The following is a 12,587-nucleotide window of genomic DNA, read 5'->3' as shown; positions in this document are numbered from 1 at the left end:
GGGCGCCGCCATGCAGCATACGCGCCGTGGCTGGGCGGCGCCCGGGGTGACCGACGATCAGTGCTGGTACGCCTTGTCGACGTTGTTGGTGCAGCTGACCCAGACCTGGCCGTTCTGCTGCAGCATGCTGCCCCAGTGGCTGACGCTGCCGCCCTCGAATCCGTTGATGAACTGGACCCCGTGGTGCGTGGTCGACGTCGGGTTGCCGGCGTTCGCGTGGATGAGCTTGTCCTCGTTCGTCACGCGGACGCCCTTCGGCACGAGCATGAACGGGTTGAGGTGGTATTTGTGATCCAGAAGGAAGGGCTGGCTCGTGGGGCAGGTGAATCCCGTGAGCGGCACCCCGTGCTCACCCCACGCAAAGTCGTGGTTGAACACGGGGATGTCGATGGTCTCGATCTCGCTCGGGCACTCGCGGGGGAGTCCGGCGCTGCCGCCCGTGATCGAGGTATTCGGCACGAACCCGAACTGACCGACGTGCTGAACCTTCACCCACTCTTGCCCGTCGTGCGCGAAGGCGCAGAACGCCTCGAGTGGGGATCCGGCCGGGATCTGGGCGACGGGCGGGACGCCGCGACGCGGGGTGTTCACCAGTCCGACGTCGTGCAAGGCCTTCCGCCATTGACCCGTGGTCTGGACTTCGCTCTCCTGCACTGAGGCGACGGATTCGGAGGTGGCGGCGAACGCCGGCGTGCCCGCGGTGAGCACGCCGGCCCCGATGGCCGCGACGGAGAGCCCGATGAGTGCGCGATGCGCGAGTGACTGCACTGGATGCCCTTTCTGAACCGAGCGTGGTTCGCCCGGAACGGTGCGTCTCGGCCCGATCGGAGCCGATGGCCTCCCAGTATACCAGAATGTTGTGCGACGATGTGCGGGGTCAGCCGCGCCCGTACTTCTTGTGCACGGCCTGCTTGCTGACCTCGAGGGCCATGGCGATGACCTGCCAGCTCGCGCCCGCGGTGCGGGCGCGACGCACGGCGAGGGCTTCAGCGCGGTCGAGCTCGCGCGTGAGCTCGATTCGGGCGTGGTGCAGCTGGCGGAGGGCGCGGTACGGGTCGTCGCCGTCGGCGGCGGCGATCGCGGTGCGGATCGTCGAGTCCATGCGTCAACCGTAGTTGACGCGGATCCGATCGTCAACTGATATTGACGGCGGAGGGCCGAGTCGGCGCGAAACGCGACGGTGCCCGGCGCCCCGCACGCTGCGGGACGCCGGGCACCGGTGGCGACGGTCAGGTCACCAGGCTCTGCTCACCAGGCTCTGCTCACCAGGTCTGCTCACCAGGCTCTGCTCACCAAAACGTGGCGGCCTTGTCAGGGTTGCTTGTGCAGCTGGCGATCAATCCGGCGGTTTGCGCCCCGCCATAGTTGCTCATCGAACCACCCGTGTAGCCGAGGATTCGCCACCCGTTTCCGACGGTGTGGATCGGAAGCCCGGTGTCGACGATGATGCCCCGGCCCTCATCGCGTTTGACCGTCACGCCGGGTGTGATGCGCTCGAGGGTGTCGTGCGCCTGGAAGTCGCGGAGGTAGGGGTACCCGGCCGGGCAGGTGAACCCCGGCACCGGGACCAGTGACTCCGTGACCTCGAAGTCGTACCCGAATGTCGGGATCTGTACGGTTTCGACCTCGCTCGGGCAGGTCGTCGGCAGGCCGCGCGCACGCGTGTCCAGCGCGTTGCTTCTGATGAAGCCGATCTTGCCCCCCTGGTTCACCTTGACCCATTCGGCGCCGTCGTTGACGAACCCGCAGTAGGCCTCGACCGACGTGCCCGCGTCGACCGCACCGATCGCGCCGACGGGGCGCGGTGTAGGGAAGAGGTCCCCACGCTCGACGACCGCGCGGAGCTGGCCCGCCGGCCCTTCGAACGCGGAGTCGGCGGCGTTCGCCGGTGCCGCGGCCGCGAACACGGTCGCGCCGACGAGTGCTGCGCACAGGCCGGTGATGGTGCGGCGGATGGTGCGATTCATACAGGTGCCCTTCTTGCTCGAACGTCGCTTCGCGATCATGAACATCGGGTTTCGTGGACGAAGCAGTATAACCATAACAGTATACTAGATAGGGAAATGCATGGCGCTGATCTCACCGATGGCCGGTGTGTTGCCGTGTGTGACGCCGCACGGCGACATGCCGGCGCGGCAGGCGTATCGTCGCTCGCACCGATCCAAGGAGCTCTCATGTCGCACCCCGAACCGCACGCCGCCACCCAGCCGCACGCCGGCCGGGTCATGGTCATGCGCGGGTGCGAGTCGCACGAGGCGTGCGTGAGCGACCGGCCCGGGCACGGCGTGAATGCGGTGCAGGCGCGCCTCGCGCACGCAACCCCGAGCAAGTGGGTCGACGCGATCGTCGTCGACGTGGACCGGGCGGGCTTCGTCACCGTGGCCGACCTCGGGGGAGGCATCCGTCGCCTCTGGCATCACGCGCCGCTCGACGACGTGCTCACCGTCGGCGATCCGGTCGCGGTGCACGGTGTCTACGGCGTGCTCGCGCACGCCGAGAGCCGGTTCAGCGTCGCCGACGCCTGAACGTCGGGAACCGAACCGGCTCTCCAAGGCGCGTCACATCGCGGGCATCATCCCACGCATGGAGCCGAGCATCTTCTCGAGCGCCATGGCGGCCTGGTCGCAGGCCATCGCGCACATGCGGCAGTGCTCGCTCATCTCCGCGTGCATCATGCACTCGGCCGAGCACGCACGGCACATGGCCATGGTGCTCTCCATGGTCGACATCATGACGGCCATGTCCCAGCCGTTCGGCCGGAGCATCATGCGCATCATGGTGCCGCAGAGGTCGGCGCAGTTCGCGCACATGCCGGCGCAGCGCGCCATGCCCTCGCCCGCATCGGCGTCGGCGCACATGACGCACGCCTGCTCGCACGCGGAGAGGGCCTCGATACACTCCTGCATCATCGCCATGTCCATGCCCTTCATCTGGGTCGTCGACATGGCGTCCTTCATCATGTCCATCGTGGTGTTCATCATCCGCGCACTCCCACACCGGGTGACGAGCGTCGACGATGCCGACTGCGACTCGGCCACCCCTCCGCGAGCCATGTTAGGCGCGCGGTCGCGCGTCCTGAAGGGGTTGCCACACCCGAACAGGCGGCGGATACCCCATGGCATGGGAATGACGCGGGGCAGGTGGTCGGCTCGCTCAGAATATGAGAATGCGAGAAGCGTCGCTTCGATCCTGCACGGGCTGCGCCACGACTGCCCGCGACGCGCAGAAGCGGGGCGGATGCTGCAGCATCCGCCCCGCTCCTCGCGAAGAAACGAGAGTGGGACAGCTCACGCGCGCTGCGCGTGGATCACGTTCTTCGTGCAGGTCGCCGTGATCTTGGCGCTTGCCACCCAGGCCACATAGTTGGTGATCGACCCTCCGGTGTAGCCGCCGACGTATTCGCCGGTTCCCAGAGGGTCGTTCACCGGTACCACGCGACCGAGGTCGACGGCGACCCCGGTCGTTCGTTCGATTTGCACACCTCGGAGGAAGGTCGTGAGCACGCCGTCCAAGAACTCGGGCGGCGTGTGTGGGCGGTTGTCGAGGAACGGGTAGGACGACGGACAGGTGAAACCCTCAAGAGGGACCCCCCACGCCGGTGAGCCGAAGCTCATGCCGGGCGCCGGGAGGTCGATCGACTCGATCTCGTTCGGGCACTCGCCGGGAAGACCGGAGGCGCCGCCGGCCACGCGTGAACTCTGAACGAAACCGAACGAGTCATGTGCGAAGATCTTCACCCACTCGAGACCCGCGTTCGTGAATCCGCAGAATACCGAGACCAGTTCGCCAGCCTGAAGCTGCGCCGCCACTGCCGTGTTCAGGCGCGGCGAACTGTATGCCGGCCCGGCTGCATTGACGGTGGCCACCCGTGGCGGCGCCGGCGGGGTGGTTTCGGCAGCCTGTGCCGGCGCCGCCGACCCGAGCGCACATGCACCCAGGACGACGGCGCACAGGCCGGGCAAGACCCGTGTGGTGATCCGACGCTGCATGGGGTGTCCTCCTTGGTTGTTGTTGCGGCGAGCGCGAAGTGTGCACTCCCGGCTGCATCCGGTAGGAACGGGAAGGCCGCGGGGCACGCGAACCCCCGCAGTGGCACGCCCCAGGCGGCCGGGGTGGCCGACGGAGATAGGTATATTAGCATGTTCACACGGTCGCCGACCGGAACTGTGCGACCGCATGCGAAACGGGAAGGGCCGCGGCCACAGCCTGACACGACGTCTGCGATCTCGCGCGGCCTCCGGTTCAGGCCATCATTGATGGATGCGACGTTCCAGACTGCACGTGATGGGCGCGAGTGGCAGCGGCACGACGACGCTCGCCCGAGCACTCGCTGACCACTGGGCGGTACCGCACGCCGATGCGGACGACTACTTCTGGACCCCGTCCATCCCGCCGTACGTCACCAAACGCCCGCAAAGCGCCCGGCTGACGCTGATGCGTGAGGTGTTCGTCCCGCGAGAAGCGTGGGTGCTATCCGGTTCGATGCTCGGCTGGGGTGAGGCCATCGTCGCGGACTGCGATGCGGTGGTCTTCCTGACCCTGGACCAGACGGAACGGTTGCGCCGGCTGGAAGCACGCGAGGCCCAGCGGCGATCGGGCGAGGCCATCGACGAAGCGGCTTGGGGCGCGTTCATGGCGTGGGCGAGCAGCTACGACGATCCCGAGTTCACTGGCAGAAGCCGCGCCGGGCATGAAGCGTGGCTCGCGCAACTCGAACAACCCGTACTTCGGCTCGACAGCAGCAGGTCGCCTGCAGAGCTCCGAGACGCCGTCCTCACCTGGGAGCCCTGAATCGTTCGCGCCTCCGCGGCATCCGCTCCCCGCCCGCGCACGCACTAGTTCGGGGCGAGAACGGCGAACGTCGCATTGTTCGTGCAGGTCGCCGTGAGCTTGGCGCTCGCCGACCACAGCACGGAGTTGGTCATCGACCCGCCGGTGTACCCGCCGATGTAGCTGCCTGATCCGTGCGGGTCGTCGACGGCAACGGGAGTGCCGAGATCGATGCCGATCGAGTCCGGTCGCTGGGCCTGCACGCCCGGGATGTTCCAGTTGTTGATGAAGTCAACGAACGGAGTCCAGCGGAATCTCACCCGACCGTCGAGGAAGGGGAAGGATGGAGGGCAGGTGAATCCTTCGAGTGGCACGCCCCACGCCGGCGTCGCGAAGGTCATGCCGGGTGCGGGGAGGGTGAACGTCTCGATCTCGCTCGCGCACTGGCGGGGGAGGAAGAAGCCGACTCCGTCCTCCACGCTCGTGCTCTGCACGTAGCCGAACACGTCGTCGGCGAAGATCTTCACCCACTCGAGGCCGGCGTTCGTGAAGACGCAGTACGCCGGGGCCACGTCACCGGCCTGGAGTTCCGCGGCGACGGCGGTGTCCAGGCGGGGCGAGCTATAGGCGACGGCATCCTCGACGATCAGGATGTCCGCCTGCGGGGTGGCCGGCATCGTCTCGCTCGCCAGCGCGGGGGTGGCCGCGCCGAGCGCAGCTGCGCTCAAGGCCACGGCGCACAGGCCGCTCAAGACACGTGGGCTGGAACGTTGCATGGTGTGCTCTCCTTCGCGGCCGGCGCCGTTGGCCGACCGCAAAGTATCGTAGCCATCCATACTGATACACCGCACTTCCGATATACCAAATGATGCGCCGCGGGGACGCAGACGGTCGCTCCCGCCGTGGCGGCGCGACCCGTCTGCGTCCCCGCAACTGGTCCGTGCGGCTCGCTTACGCGTCCATGTCCACGTCTTTCGTCTCCTTGGAGACGATGAGCGCGATGAGGGTGAGCACGGCCATGGCCGAGAGGTAGATGCCGACCCAGAACGGGCTGCCGCCGCCGGCCTGCCACAGCGCGACCGCGATGAACGGCGCGACCGCGGCGCCGAGGATCGACGACACAATGACTCCAGCAAAATATTAGTCCTGCAAAATGCCGACTGGTGTGGCGCCTGTAGCGCGTGAAAGCTCATGTCCCACGGGCGCACGCTCCCGCAGGTCGACGCGTGCGTGTAGCTAAGTGAAAGGAATCGGCACATGATCAGTACCGGACGAGCCGCGCGGATCACGGGGGCCACCATCCTCTGTGCCTCAATACTGGCCGTCATGAGTGGAGGTACACCCGCTATCGCGTCTCCCGATGATGAGCTGTCGCAGGAAGTCAGCATCAGTGCGCCGATGACCATTGCATACTTCGATCATGATGTCGCTGCTGCCCACGGCTTCGAGATTCGAATCGATGACTCGGGTCGCGAGTACTCGGTTCCGGTCACGGAAGCTGCGAAAACGAGCGCTGGTGCTGCGAGCGGTGAGGTCAGGACGATGGGCACGGTCAAGGGACCGTGTGGAACATCGACGCTTCTGCTCGCGCGAAATGGCCCCGAAGCGGTACGGATCGGCACCGCGTTCCGCGTATACGCGCCGACTCTCTGGCATGTCTGGAACGTCTCCCTCGTCAACTCCTACGGCGGCTGGAACGAGAATTTCGATGGTGGCCCAACGACCGGTACCTGGGATGCCACACACGAGAAGTACATACGAAGTAGTCATGGAGTGAGCGCTCAGGTGACGCCTGGCTCCTACGCGACCTTGGTCAATGGCGCGGTGTGCTTTTCAGGTGGACCGACAGCAGGCTCATAGGGTGGGGCGGATAATGGAGACACGGGCGGATATGGATCCAGCCGACGATGCATCGGGTCGCGAATCCCGGCTGATCGCAAAGTACCGCGACCGCATCGCTGGCCTTAACGCCTTCGCAGGTATGGAGTTCGTCGGTCTCGCTTGGGCGAGTTCGAATGATCCGGGCTCGCCGCCTTACGAGCGTTACATCGACACCCTGTACCGACGTTCTGTTCGGCCGATCGGATACGCCGATGTCGCCGTGCGTACCTGGCTACGCGCGCCCCTGGCACGCGTCGCGTTCGCCGCAGAGCCGTATCTCGCTCCTCATGTCCACGATTTCATGTTCGAACGGAAGGGCGGCGACTTCGACTTCGAGTACGGCGTTGCCGAAATCACAGAAGCGCTGCAGCGGCCGGGGCGATCTGCGGGGACGCTGGCGCTCGGGGATATCCGCGCGGCCCAGTACAGGCTCGGCGACGTCGTGACTGTGGTCGGTTTTGCCGACAACTTCCCGAGCCCACCCAGCCTCGCAGTCGGGCTCAGCGACATCCCCCGCATTCGAGGTTGACGCCATCGAGCACACGAACGGGGAGCGGATGCCTCGTGGCATCCGCTCCCCGTCGTCAAGAGGTGAGGTGCGTTACGCGTCCATGTCGACGTCCTTCGTCTCCTTGGAGACGAAGAGCGCGATGAGGGTGAGCACGGCCATGGACGACAGATAGATGCCGACCCAGAACGGGCTGCCGCCGCCGGCCTGCCACAGCGCGACCGCGATGAACGGCGCGACCGCGGCGCCGAGGATCGACGACACGTTGTATGAGATGCCCGAGCCCGTGTAGCGCACGTTCGTCGGGAACAGCTCGGGCAGCAGCGCGCCCATCGGGCCGAAGGTCATGCCCATGAGCGCGAAGCCCACGATGAGCCACGCCATGACGCCCCAGAACCCGGCGCCGAGCATCGGCACCCAGACGAGCCCGAACACGATGATGCCGAGCGTGACCCAGATGAGCGTGCGGCGACGGCCCCAGCGGTCGGCCCACGGGCCGGACAGCAGCGTGAAGATGCCGAAGAACACCACGCCGCCGATGAGCATGAGCACGAACGTGTTGTACGAGTAGCCGAGGCCCGGCAGCGCGCCCTCGGCGGCCTCGACCGGCGCGCGGCCGTACGAGAGCGAGAACGTGGTCATCAGGTAGAAGAGCACGTACGTCGCGAGCATGAAGAACGTGCCGAGGATGAGCTGCTTCCAGTACCCCTTGAACACGGTCGCGAGCGGCAGACGCTGGATCTTGCCCTGCTTCGTCGCCTTCGAGAACGCGGTCGACTCGACGAGGCGCAACCGCACCCACAGGCCGACGGCGACCATGACGATCGAGAACAGGAACGGGATGCGCCAGCCCCAGTCGAGGAATGCCTGCGACGGCATCGACGGGTCGTCCGAGGGCAACAGTGCCGCGATGATGAGGAACAGCCCGTTCGCGATGATGAAGCCGATCGGCGCCCCCAGCTGCGGGAACGTGCCGTACCAGGCACGCTTGCCCTTCGGCGCGTTCTCGGTCGCGACGAGCGCCGCACCCGACCACTCGCCGCCCAGCGCGAAGCCCTGGCCGATGCGCAGGATCACGAGCAGCAGCGGGGCGAACCAGCCCACGAGCTGATAGGTCGGCAGGACGCCGATCAGGAACGTCGCGATGCCCATCGTGAGCAGTGCGCCGACGAGCGTCGCCTTGCGGCCGTGCTTGTCACCGAGGTGCCCGAAGATGACGGCGCCGAGCGGGCGCGCGACCATCGCCGCGCCGAACACGGCGAACGACGACAGCAGCGCCGTGGTGGCGTCACCGGTCGGGAAGAACAGGTGCGGGAAGACGAGAACCGCCGCCGTGGCATAGACGTAGAAGTCGTAGAACTCGATCGTCGTGCCGATGAGGCTGGCCAGGATGACCCGGCTGCGCGGGTTGGCCGGGGCGGAACCGGTGCTCGCGGCCGTGGCCGCGGTGGTGGGTGAGGACATCGCCTGCAATGACTCCGTGGTGCTGGTGGGACGTGCCCGCCGCGGGGAACGTCGGTCAGGCGTGGTCCGGGCAGCGGAGCGAAGGAATCGTCGCTTGTGGCAACCGCATCACCCTACGCGCGTCGCGCCCGGCCGGCGAGCCTGGCGCGACGAGCGGTACGGATGCTGCGACGAGCGGCGGATGCTACGCGCGCAGCGCGCGAAGCGCGCGCACGGTGGCCACCGCGGCCTCGGCCGCCTCACGGCCCTTGTCCTCCTTCGAGCCGGGGAGGCCGGCGCGGTCGAGGCCCTGCTGTTCGTCGTCCAGCGTGAGCACGCCGAACCCGACCGGCTTGCCGGTGTCCAGCGCGACCCGCGTGAGCCCGTCGGTCGCCGCGGACGACACGTACTCGAAGTGCGGCGTGCCGCCGCGGATGATCACGCCCAGCGCGACGACCGCGTCGGCCCCCGCCTCGAGTGCGGCCTTCGCCACAACGGGCAGCTCGAAGCTGCCGGGCACGCGCACGAGCGTGTGTGACGCACCCGCCTCGTCGAGCGTGGTCGTCGCGCCGGCGATGAGGCCGTCGGTGATCTCGTCGTGCCAGCTGCCGGCGACGATCACCACCTCGAGCCCGGTGCCGTCGACGTCGAGGGTGGGGGAGCCTGTTCCGCTCATGAGGCGTGTCCTTCCAGCAGGGTCGCGGCCGAGGCATCCGCCAGCTGACCGTCATCGATCGCGTGGCCCATGCGGCGACGCTTGGTCTCGAGGTAGCCCTGGTTCCCGGCACCGACGCCGACGACGAGCGGCAGCCGCTCGGCCACCTCGATGCCGTGCGCTTCGAGTCCGGCGACCTTCTCAGGGTTGTTGGTGAGCAGCCGCACCCGGCGGATGCCGAGGTCGGCGAGGATCGCGCTCGCCGCGCCGTAGTCGCGGCTGTCGATCGGCAGGCCGAGGGCGAGGTTCGCGTCGAGCGTGTCGAGGCCGCCCTCCTGCAGCCGGTACGCGCGCAGCTTGTTGATGAGCCCGATGCCGCGGCCCTCGTGCCCGCGCAGGTAGACGACGACGCCGCCCGTGCGCTGGATCTGCTCCAGCGCGGTGTCGAGCTGCGGCCCGCACTCGCACTTCAGGGAGCCGAACGCCTCGCCGGTCAGGCACTCGGAGTGCACACGGACGACCGCGCCTTCGGGGTCGGCCTCGGGGTGGCCCGCGATGATCGCGACGTGGTCGGCACCGGTCTGCCGGTCGCGGTAGGCCCGCACCCGGAACGAGCCGTGCTCGGTCGGCAGCCTGGTCTCGACCTCGAACCGCACGGGGGAGGACTCGTCGATCGTGGGGGCGGCGTTCGCCGCCGCGGCACCGGATGCCTCGCCGGCGATGCCGTGCTCGCGGATCCAGTCGACGAGGGCCGCGACGGTCGTCACGGGCAGTCCGTCGCGCTCGCCGAGCTCGATCAGGCCGGGCAGGCGCATCATCTCGCCGTCGTCGGCGACGATCTCGCCGATGACGCCGACGGGCGCGAGCCCCGCGAGGCGCATCAGGTCGACCGCGGCCTCGGTGTGCCCCGCACGTTCGACGACGCCGCCGTCGACCGCGCGCAGCGGCAGGATGTGGCCGGGGCGGATGAGCCGGTCGGGCGTCGCCGTCGGGTCGGCGAGCACGCGCAGCGTGTGCGCCCGGTCGGCCGCGGAGATACCGGTGGACGTGCGATCGGCGGCGTCGACCGAGATCGTGTACGCGGTGCCGCGCACGTCTTCACTGCGCTCGACCATGATCGGCAGCTCGAGCCGGTCGGCGAGGGCGTTCGGCATGGGCGCGCAGAGGTAGCCGCTCGTGTGCCGCACCATCCACGCGATCCATTCCTGGGTCGCGAACTGGGCGGCCATGATCGCGTCGCCCTCGTTCTCACGCGCCTCGTCGTCGGCCACGATCACCGGCTTGCCGGCGCGGAGCGCGTCGAGCACCTCAGGCATGCCCGCGAGACTCACGCCGCACCTCCCGCCGCGGCGATCGCCGGCTCGGCGACGGACGAAGGCAGCGACCGGTGCCCCTCGAGCCGGAGCATCCGCTCGACGTGCCTGGCCAGGATGTCGGTCTCGATGTTGACCTGGTCACCCACGACGCGCTCGCCGAGCGTCGTCGCGGCGAGCGTCTCGGGGATGAGCGACACCTCGAACCAGGAGCCGTCGAGCTCGTCGCCGATCGCGCTGACCGTGAGCGAGACGCCGTCGACCGCGATCGAGCCCTTGTCGACCACGAGCGCCGCGTGCGCGTCGTCGAGCGAGAAGCGCAGCACCCGCCATGCCTCGCCGGGGCGGACCTCGAGCACACGCGCGGTGCCGTCGATGTGACCCTGGACGATATGGCCGCCGAGGCGGTCGCCGACGAGCGCCGCGCGCTCGAGGTTCACCGCGAGTCCCTCGCGCGCCGCATCCAGCGTGGACATGGTCAGGGTCTGTGCCATGACGTCCGCGGTGAAGGACTCGGCGTCGGAGTCGACGACCGTGAGGCACACTCCGGAGACGGCGATCGAGTCGCCGTGGCGGACGCCCTCGACCGCGAGCGGGCCGCGCACGGTGAGCCGGGCCGCGTCGGCGCTGCGCTCGACGCGCGTGACGACGCCGAGCTCCTCGATGATTCCGGTGAACATGTCAGTTCCCTTCCGTAGGGTCGGTCGCGTCGCGCGTGGCGCGGGCCGCGACCGGGTTGGCGACGACCAGCAGGTCGTCGCCCAGCCGCTCGATGGCGGCGAAGTCGAATCTGAGAGCCTCGGCGATGGTCGGCACGCCGAGGTCGCCGAGTGCGAGGCGCGGTCCACCGAGGAGGGCGGGCGCGAGGTAGACGAGCAGCTCGTCGGCGAACCCGGCGGCGAGGAAGGCGCTCGCGAGCGTCGGGCCGCCCTCGACGAAGAGGGAGCGGACGCCCCGCCGGGCGAGGAGCGCGAGGTCGGCGGCGAGGTCGCGTCCGTCGAGCTGGATCACGGACTCCGGATGCCTCGTCACGCGCGCGTCGGCCGGCACATGACGTCGTCCGAACACGACCGGCACCGGCTGGTGCGCGAGCAGGTCGCCGTCGGTGGCGCGCGCGGTGAGCGCGGGGTCGTCGGCGAGGAGCGTGCCGGTGCCGACCGCGATCGCGTCGGCGTCTGCGCGCCGGCGGTGCACGTCGGCGCGGGCCGCCGCGCCCGTGATCCATTGCGAGCTGCCATCGGCCGCCGCGGCGCGGCCGTCGAGCGTCGACGCCCACTTGACGACGACTCGCGGGCGGGCGTGGCGGACCGTGAAGAGCCAGTCGGCGAGGAAGGCCTCGACCTCGTTGGCGAGCGCCTGGTCGAGGTCGTGGAGCGGCACGACCTCGACGCCCGCGGCACGCAGCCGCTCGGCGCCGCCGGCCGATCGGTCACCCGGGTCCGAGACGCCGTACACGACGCGCGCGACGCCCGCGTCGATCAGCGCCTCCGAGCATGGCCCCGTGCGCCCGGTGTGGTTGCACGGTTCGAGCGTCACGACGGCGGTCGCACCGATCGCCTCGCCGGGGGCGAGCTTGCTCAGCGCGTCGACCTCGGCGTGCGCGGTGCCGGCGCCGCGGTGCCAGCCTTCGGCGAGCGTGGTGCCGTCGGGGCCGAGCAGGACACAGCCGACGCGGGGGTTCACCCCGCGCGCCGGCCCGAGCGCGGCGAGCTCGAGTGCGCGGCGCATCGCGTCGCCATCGGCCGTGGGCGCCGTGGCCGTGCGTGCGGTGCTCGGGGTCATCCGAAGGTCCTGTCGTAAGGCTCCGGGGATGGCTCCGGCTACGCCGGACGTCGGCGACGCCGAGCATCGCCGACACGTGCCGCCTCCCATCCGGACTTTCACCGTCGGTGCCGGAATTTCACCGGCTCAACCGTTCGTTCGCGACCTGCGGTCGCGACTTCCCGGCTCGCGGACTGTCACCGCCGGCTCGGATTTTCACCGACCCCGGAGCACGTTGTCGTGTCGATTCTAGGTC

General features: G+C 68.9%; 15 protein-coding genes, 1 pseudogene and 1 riboswitch. Of the genes and pseudogenes, 4 read left to right on the top strand and 12 right to left on the bottom strand.

Annotated features, from left to right (window positions below; genetic code table 11):
* Positions 1–57 precede the first annotated feature (57 nt).
* The 3 genes from QU602_RS12690 to QU602_RS12680 all read right to left on the bottom strand — a co-directional run bounded on the left by QU602_RS12690 (position 58) and on the right by QU602_RS12680 (position 1,967).
* Positions 58–768 (bottom strand): hypothetical protein, encoded by a 711-nt coding sequence (locus QU602_RS12690; protein ID WP_308796823.1) that lies wholly within the window; start codon positions 766–768, stop codon positions 58–60.
* Positions 769–877: 109 nt separating this feature from the next.
* Entirely contained in the window at positions 878–1,102 is a 225-nt protein-coding gene (locus tag QU602_RS12685) for a hypothetical protein (protein ID WP_308796822.1), read from the bottom strand.
* Positions 1,103–1,289: 187 nt separating this feature from the next.
* Positions 1,290–1,967 (bottom strand): hypothetical protein, encoded by a 678-nt coding sequence (locus QU602_RS12680; protein WP_308796820.1) that lies wholly within the window; start codon positions 1,965–1,967, stop codon positions 1,290–1,292.
* Positions 1,968–2,174: 207 nt separating this feature from the next.
* Between QU602_RS12680 and QU602_RS12675 the strand changes: the two genes are divergently transcribed.
* Positions 2,175–2,525 carry a hypothetical protein gene (locus QU602_RS12675; protein WP_308796819.1) on the top strand — a complete coding sequence of 117 codons (351 nt, stop codon included), beginning with the start codon at positions 2,175–2,177 and terminating at the stop codon, positions 2,523–2,525.
* A gap of 33 nt (positions 2,526–2,558) precedes the next feature.
* Here the strand turns inward: QU602_RS12675 and QU602_RS12670 are convergent, their stop codons facing one another.
* Positions 2,559–2,981 carry a hypothetical protein gene (locus QU602_RS12670; protein ID WP_308796818.1) on the bottom strand — a complete coding sequence of 141 codons (423 nt, stop codon included), beginning with the start codon at positions 2,979–2,981 and terminating at the stop codon, positions 2,559–2,561.
* Positions 2,982–3,287: 306 nt separating this feature from the next.
* Positions 3,288–3,989 carry a hypothetical protein gene (locus QU602_RS12665; protein ID WP_308796817.1) on the bottom strand — a complete coding sequence of 234 codons (702 nt, stop codon included), beginning with the start codon at positions 3,987–3,989 and terminating at the stop codon, positions 3,288–3,290.
* A gap of 295 nt (positions 3,990–4,284) precedes the next feature.
* Here QU602_RS12665 and QU602_RS12660 point away from each other — a divergent pair, with 295 nt between their 5' ends.
* Positions 4,285–4,791, top strand: a complete 507-nt coding sequence (locus QU602_RS12660; RefSeq protein WP_373692813.1) for a P-loop NTPase family protein — start codon at positions 4,285–4,287, stop codon at positions 4,789–4,791.
* 44 nt (positions 4,792–4,835) lie between these two features.
* On the opposite strand, the gene QU602_RS12655 is transcribed toward QU602_RS12660, so the two are convergent.
* Together QU602_RS12655 and QU602_RS12650 are read right to left on the bottom strand one after the other, a co-directional pair.
* Complete coding sequence (locus tag QU602_RS12655; RefSeq protein WP_308796815.1) at positions 4,836–5,546, bottom strand: hypothetical protein; 711 nt, start codon at positions 5,544–5,546, stop codon at positions 4,836–4,838.
* A gap of 175 nt (positions 5,547–5,721) precedes the next feature.
* Positions 5,722–5,892 (bottom strand): annotated as a pseudogene (locus tag QU602_RS12650) (MFS transporter); the annotation flags it as partial.
* Positions 5,893–6,027: 135 nt separating this feature from the next.
* On the opposite strand from QU602_RS12650, the gene QU602_RS12645 reads away from it, so the two are divergent.
* The gene (locus QU602_RS12645; RefSeq protein ID WP_308796814.1) at positions 6,028–6,630 is read left to right on the top strand and encodes a hypothetical protein; all 603 of its coding nucleotides are present in this window, start codon (positions 6,028–6,030) and stop codon (positions 6,628–6,630) included.
* 31 nt (positions 6,631–6,661) lie between these two features.
* Positions 6,662–7,180 (top strand): hypothetical protein, encoded by a 519-nt coding sequence (locus QU602_RS12640; protein WP_308796813.1) that lies wholly within the window; start codon positions 6,662–6,664, stop codon positions 7,178–7,180.
* A 72-nt stretch (positions 7,181–7,252) separates the two neighbouring features.
* Here QU602_RS12640 and QU602_RS12635 read toward each other — a convergent pair whose 3' ends face one another.
* The 5 genes from QU602_RS12635 to ribD all read right to left on the bottom strand — a co-directional run bounded on the left by QU602_RS12635 (position 7,253) and on the right by ribD (position 12,352).
* A complete protein-coding gene (locus QU602_RS12635) occupies positions 7,253–8,623 on the bottom strand; it encodes an MFS transporter (protein WP_308796812.1) in 1,371 nt (456 codons plus the stop codon).
* A gap of 184 nt (positions 8,624–8,807) precedes the next feature.
* Positions 8,808–9,278, bottom strand: a complete 471-nt coding sequence (gene ribH / locus QU602_RS12630; RefSeq protein ID WP_308796811.1) for a 6,7-dimethyl-8-ribityllumazine synthase — start codon at positions 9,276–9,278, stop codon at positions 8,808–8,810.
* Positions 9,275–10,588 (bottom strand): GTP cyclohydrolase II, encoded by a 1,314-nt coding sequence (gene ribA / locus QU602_RS12625; protein ID WP_308796810.1) that lies wholly within the window; start codon positions 10,586–10,588, stop codon positions 9,275–9,277. Before ribA ends, ribH begins: the two co-directional genes overlap by 4 nt.
* Positions 10,585–11,250 carry a riboflavin synthase gene (locus QU602_RS12620; protein WP_308796809.1) on the bottom strand — a complete coding sequence of 222 codons (666 nt, stop codon included), beginning with the start codon at positions 11,248–11,250 and terminating at the stop codon, positions 10,585–10,587. Before QU602_RS12620 ends, ribA begins: the two co-directional genes overlap by 4 nt.
* 1 nt (position 11,251) lies before the next feature.
* Positions 11,252–12,352: a bifunctional diaminohydroxyphosphoribosylaminopyrimidine deaminase/5-amino-6-(5-phosphoribosylamino)uracil reductase RibD gene (gene ribD, locus QU602_RS12615; RefSeq protein ID WP_308796808.1), complete on the bottom strand. Its 1,101-nt coding sequence runs from the start codon at positions 12,350–12,352 to the stop codon at positions 11,252–11,254.
* 72 nt (positions 12,353–12,424) lie between these two features.
* Positions 12,425–12,569: riboswitch (FMN riboswitch) on the bottom strand.
* Between the last annotated feature and the right edge of the window lie 18 nt (positions 12,570–12,587).

Origin of the sequence: Agromyces protaetiae (assembly GCF_030866785.1) — a bacterium.
Classification (GTDB): domain Bacteria; phylum Actinomycetota; class Actinomycetes; order Actinomycetales; family Microbacteriaceae; genus Agromyces; species Agromyces silvae.
This window is presented reverse-complemented; position numbering and strand designations above follow the sequence as displayed.

Excerpts from the sequence above, each read along its gene's own strand:
- QU602_RS12655 (WP_308796815.1), bottom strand. The coding sequence starts at position 5,546 with ATGCAACGTTCCAGCCCACGTGTCTTGAGCGGCCTGTGCGCCGTGGCC.
- QU602_RS12685 (WP_308796822.1), bottom strand. The coding sequence starts at position 1,102 with ATGGACTCGACGATCCGCACCGCGATCGCCGCCGCCGACGGCGACGAC.
- QU602_RS12640 (WP_308796813.1), top strand. The coding sequence starts at position 6,662 with ATGGATCCAGCCGACGATGCATCGGGTCGCGAATCCCGGCTGATCGCA.
- QU602_RS12675 (WP_308796819.1), top strand. The coding sequence starts at position 2,175 with ATGTCGCACCCCGAACCGCACGCCGCCACCCAGCCGCACGCCGGCCGG.
- QU602_RS12635 (WP_308796812.1), bottom strand. The coding sequence starts at position 8,623 with ATGTCCTCACCCACCACCGCGGCCACGGCCGCGAGCACCGGTTCCGCC.
- QU602_RS12670 (WP_308796818.1), bottom strand. The coding sequence starts at position 2,981 with ATGATGAACACCACGATGGACATGATGAAGGACGCCATGTCGACGACC.
- QU602_RS12620 (WP_308796809.1), bottom strand. The coding sequence starts at position 11,250 with ATGTTCACCGGAATCATCGAGGAGCTCGGCGTCGTCACGCGCGTCGAG.
- QU602_RS12680 (WP_308796820.1), bottom strand. The coding sequence starts at position 1,967 with ATGAATCGCACCATCCGCCGCACCATCACCGGCCTGTGCGCAGCACTC.
- ribD (WP_308796808.1), bottom strand. The coding sequence starts at position 12,352 with ATGACCCCGAGCACCGCACGCACGGCCACGGCGCCCACGGCCGATGGC.
- ribH (WP_308796811.1), bottom strand. The coding sequence starts at position 9,278 with ATGAGCGGAACAGGCTCCCCCACCCTCGACGTCGACGGCACCGGGCTC.
- QU602_RS12645 (WP_308796814.1), top strand. The coding sequence starts at position 6,028 with ATGATCAGTACCGGACGAGCCGCGCGGATCACGGGGGCCACCATCCTC.
- QU602_RS12660 (WP_373692813.1), top strand. The coding sequence starts at position 4,285 with ATGGGCGCGAGTGGCAGCGGCACGACGACGCTCGCCCGAGCACTCGCT.
- QU602_RS12665 (WP_308796817.1), bottom strand. The coding sequence starts at position 3,989 with ATGCAGCGTCGGATCACCACACGGGTCTTGCCCGGCCTGTGCGCCGTC.